Genomic DNA, 3904 nt, shown 5'->3' with positions numbered 1-3904 from the left:
TCTTGCCGGTGAACAGCATGTGCAGGTCTTCGTCGGAGACCTTGATGAGATCGGCGAGCGCGGCCATGCGGCGCAGGATCGGCTCGTAGCCATGCGCCATCAGGTTGCGGTAATTCGGATCGAAGCTGATCTTCACGCCGGTCGCGCGCAGCTCGGCGGCGAGCGTGGCGAGCGTTTCGCCGAGCGGCTGGCGCACGAGGCTGATGCAGCCGAAGTGCGCCCACTTCGCGTGCGCGCGCCAGCCTTGCGGCAGCTTGGCGGGATCGAAGGCGAGGTCGGCGCTGTTATCGCCGATGAAGTAGTACGCGGGCGGATGCGTCTGGTGCACGATCGCGAGCAGCGGTGCGCGCTCCACGCGCTGCATGAAGCGCATGTCGAGACCGGCGGCGACACTTGCGTTCCATAGCTCGTCGGAGAAGTTGTCGACGCCAAGCGAGCCCACGCAGGCCGTCGGCAGCCCGAGGCGCGCGACCGCGCGCGCGACGTTCCAGCCCGCGCCGCCCGGGTGCGCGCGCCAGTGCGAATCGACGCCGGCGCGCGCCTCTTGATACGAGGCGTGTGCGGCGCCCTCGGGCGCGGGGCTGCGCACGAGATCGGTGAGGATGTCGCCGGCCGAGATGAAGGCCGGGAAGCCGGACGAGAAGTCCGGCCCAGTGCTGCAGGTGCTCATCGTCGTGTTCCTCAGCTCAGTTCAGTTCCGGCCGCTCGTGCCGTTCGTGCCGCTCGCGCTGCTCGCTCCGCTAGCTCCATGCGCTCCATTCACGGCCTCGGCTTCCTCGCGTCCCGCGACGGGCGCCATGCCGCGCCCGGGCAGCGCGTTCAGCGCTTCGTAGCACGCGCCCATGGTGTGGTAGTCGGTCTTGCCGGCCGGGCTCTTTTCGTCACTGTACTTGCGGTTGTCGCAAGTGAGGATGCGATACCACGCACCGTAGCGATGATCGACGAAGTTCGCCCAGCTGTAGCGCCAGAGTTCGTCGTACCAGTCCCAGAAGCGCTCGTTGCCGGTGCGCTTGCCGAGCAGCGCCGCCGTGGCGAAGGTTTCGGCCTGCACCCAGAAGTACTTGTCGTGGTCGCACACGGTGCCGTCCGGGCCGAAGCCATAGTAGAGGCCACCGTGATCGTTGTCCCAGGCGTGCGCCATGGCGGCGTCGAAAAGCTCGATCGCGCGCGGCAGGAGCCAGGGCAGCGGGCGGTGGCGCTCGAGGATCAGCAGCAGCTTTGCCCACTCGGTCTGGTGGCCGGGCTGGAAGCCCCACGGACGGAAGATGTTCGAACTGTCCTCTTCGTTGTAGTGCCAGTCCACCGACCAGTCCGCGTGAAAGTGCTCCCAGACGAGGCCCTGCGAGAGCTTCGCCTGGCGCAGCGTGATGTTCGACGCGACGCGCTCCGCGCGGTCGAGATAGACGAGATGGCCGGTCGCCTCATAGGCCGCGAGCAGCGCCTCGGTGGTATGCATGTTCGCGTTCTGGCCGCGATAGCTGGACACGATCCAGTCGGCGCTCGCCTCGTCGGCGTAGAGGCCCGCCGCGCCGTCCCAGAAGCGGTGCTCCATTAGTTCGAAGGTCGCGCCGATCATCGGCCGCGCTTCCTCCACGCCCGCCATCGCCGCGTGCGCGTAGGCGAGCAGCACGAAGGCGAGGCCATAGCAGTGGCGCGTGCCATCGAGCGTGCGCTTCTTGCCGTCGCGCCAGTCGATCTCCCAGTCGTAGCCCTGCAACTGCGGATCCCAGTGACCGTCGCGCAGGAACTGCAGGCCGTGGCGCGCGTATTCGAGATGCTGCGGATCGCCGAACTCGCGATACGCCATCGCATAGTTGAAGACGAAACGGCAACTGCTCACCAGGTGCCGCGAGTGCGCGTTGTAGACCGAGCCGTCGTCGCGGAAGTAGTGGTGAAAGCCGCCCGAGGGGTCGAGCACGTTCGGCGCGTAGAAGCGCAGCGTGTCCTGCACGTGGCCCAGCAGGAAGCCGCGGTCGCGAAAGCTCGCGACGCTCGGCGCGGCGGCCGGTTGCGCGCAAACGGGGGAGGCAGTGTCGGCGGTCATCGTCATGGCTTTCTCTTCTGGCTTGGACGTGGCGTAAGCGTTGGTTCAACGTGTTTTCAGGAGGGCGCCTTGCGCGCCAGGCGTCGTTGCAGCAGCTTGGGGCGCGGAACCGGCGGGTGCGGGTGCAGCGGCCTGTGGCGTGGCGGTATTGGGCGAGGGTGCAGCGGCCTGTGGCGCGGCGCCGTTGGGCATAGGTGCAGCACCGTCGTGCGGCGTGCCGCCGACGCGGCGCGTATCGAACGCGGCACCGGGCGCTGACGCCGCGCCCAGCGTGCTCGCGCGCGCGACGAGTTGCACCGGCAGGCGGATCTCGGTGGCAGCGGGCGCTTCCTCGAGCAGCAATTCCACGCCGCGCCGGCCGAGCGCTTCCTTGTCGACGGCGATCGTCGAGAGCGGCGGCGTGGCGTGCACCGCGCCCGGAATGTCGTCGAAACCGATGATGGCGATGTCCTCGGGCACGCGCAGGCCGTGGGCGAGGCACACGCGCAGGGCCGCGAGCGCGGCGGCGTCGTTGTAGGCGAACACGGCGTCGGGCGGCGGGCTCGACGCGGCGCGCGCCGCGTCGAGCAGACGCTGCATGGCGAGCGACGCGCCGGTATCGGGATCGAGGCCGCCATCGATCGTCGTTTCGAGCGACGGGTCGAACAGCAAGCCCGCCTCGAAGAACGCGCGCCGGTAGCCGAGCGCGCGCTGCGCAATGCTGTAGTGCGCGAGCGACCCGCCGATGAACGCGATGCGCCGCCGCCCGAGCGCGAACAAGTGCTGCATGGCGAGCGCGGCGCCCGCCGCGTTGTCGACGTTCACCGAGCGCAGGCCCGGCGCCCACAGATCGATCAGCACGAGCGGCCGTTGCAGCGCGACGAGCGCGGAGAGCATTTCCGGCTCGACGAAGCCCGCCACGGCGATCGCGTCGGGCGCGTGCAGGCGCAACTGCTGGACGGTGTCGTCGGCGGGGCCGGCGGTGAGCAGGGCGGGCACGATGGCGTGCTCGCGGCAGGCGTCTTCGACGCCGTGCAGCACGTGCGAGAAGAACGGGCTCGCGGCGAAGTTGTTGTGCTGGCGGTGCAGCAGGAAGGTGAGCCGGCGGATGCGCGGGCGCAGTTGCGCACTGTCGTAGCCGAGCGCGCGCGCGACTTCGACGATACGCTCGCGCGTGGCCTCGGAGAGGCCCGGCTGATTCTTCAATGCGCGCGAGACCGTGCCGATCGACACGTTGGCGGCCTGCGCGACGTCACGAATGGTTGTCCCCATGGTTCCTGGCTTGGCGGCCCCGCTGTGAGCGTTACGGGAGTGGTCAGGTGTGCGGCGATTGTATAGTAAAAATCTCAAGAGAAAACTTGAATCAACGCTGAAAACCCATGGTAAATACCCGTAAACACGGGAATAAACGTAAATTTACATGTTTAGTAAAATCAACTAAACATTTCCCTCGGGTATGGCGATTGCTGAAAGCTGGGCACTGATATTCCACCTTCGGAGGCATCATGCTCAGCACCCTGCTGCTGGTCATTCTGGTCCTGTTACTCATTGGCGCTTTCCCCGCGTGGCCGTATAGCCGTTCGTGGGGTTATGCGCCATCGGGCACGCTCGGCATCGTCGTCATCGTCGTGGTCGTGCTCGTGCTGATGGGAACGATCTAGCTGTGACACCACGCAACGCAACGGGCCGCCGCGCGGCATGAGCCGCGCGGCCGGCCCGTTCTCGTTCTTTCGGCAGTCGTACGTGGGGGCTGGCGGGGAGGTCGCGCTGGTATCAGGCGTCGGCGATGTCGATGATGTCGGCGGCTTCGCGCGGACTCGTGTCGAGCGTGGGGAGCAGGGCGGCGCTCGCGCTGCCGTCGATCACGACGAGCCCCGTCGC

General features: G+C 67.7%; 3 protein-coding genes and 1 pseudogene. 1 reads left to right on the top strand and 3 read right to left on the bottom strand.

Features of this window, described 5'->3' with window-relative positions:
* From VMJ11_RS02530 to VMJ11_RS02520, 3 genes and pseudogenes are all read right to left on the bottom strand, one after another.
* On the bottom strand, positions 1-670 hold a 670-nt coding region (locus VMJ11_RS02530; protein ID WP_325616594.1), incomplete at its 3' end, for a PfkB family carbohydrate kinase.
* A gap of 21 nt (positions 671-691) precedes the next feature.
* Positions 692-2044, bottom strand: a complete 1353-nt coding sequence (locus VMJ11_RS02525; protein ID WP_325616596.1) for an AGE family epimerase/isomerase — start codon at positions 2042-2044, stop codon at positions 692-694.
* Positions 2045-2311: 267 nt separating this feature from the next.
* Positions 2312-3295, bottom strand: a pseudogene (locus VMJ11_RS02520) (LacI family DNA-binding transcriptional regulator); the annotation flags it as partial.
* A 233-nt stretch (positions 3296-3528) separates the two neighbouring features.
* Between VMJ11_RS02520 and VMJ11_RS02515 the strand changes: the two are divergent.
* Entirely contained in the window at positions 3529-3684 is a 156-nt protein-coding gene (locus VMJ11_RS02515; protein WP_325616592.1) for a DUF3309 family protein, read from the top strand.
* The last annotated feature ends 220 nt before the right edge of the window (positions 3685-3904 follow it).

Origin of the sequence: Paraburkholderia sp. (assembly GCF_035501035.1) — a bacterium.
Lineage (GTDB): Bacteria > Pseudomonadota > Gammaproteobacteria > Burkholderiales > Burkholderiaceae > Paraburkholderia.
This window is presented reverse-complemented; position numbering and strand designations above follow the sequence as displayed.

Coding starts and splice junctions, on each gene's coding strand:
- VMJ11_RS02525 (WP_325616596.1), bottom strand. CDS start 2,044: ATGACCGCCGACACTGCCTCCCCCGTTTGCGCGCAACCGGCCGCCGCG.
- VMJ11_RS02515 (WP_325616592.1), top strand. CDS start 3,529: ATGCTCAGCACCCTGCTGCTGGTCATTCTGGTCCTGTTACTCATTGGC.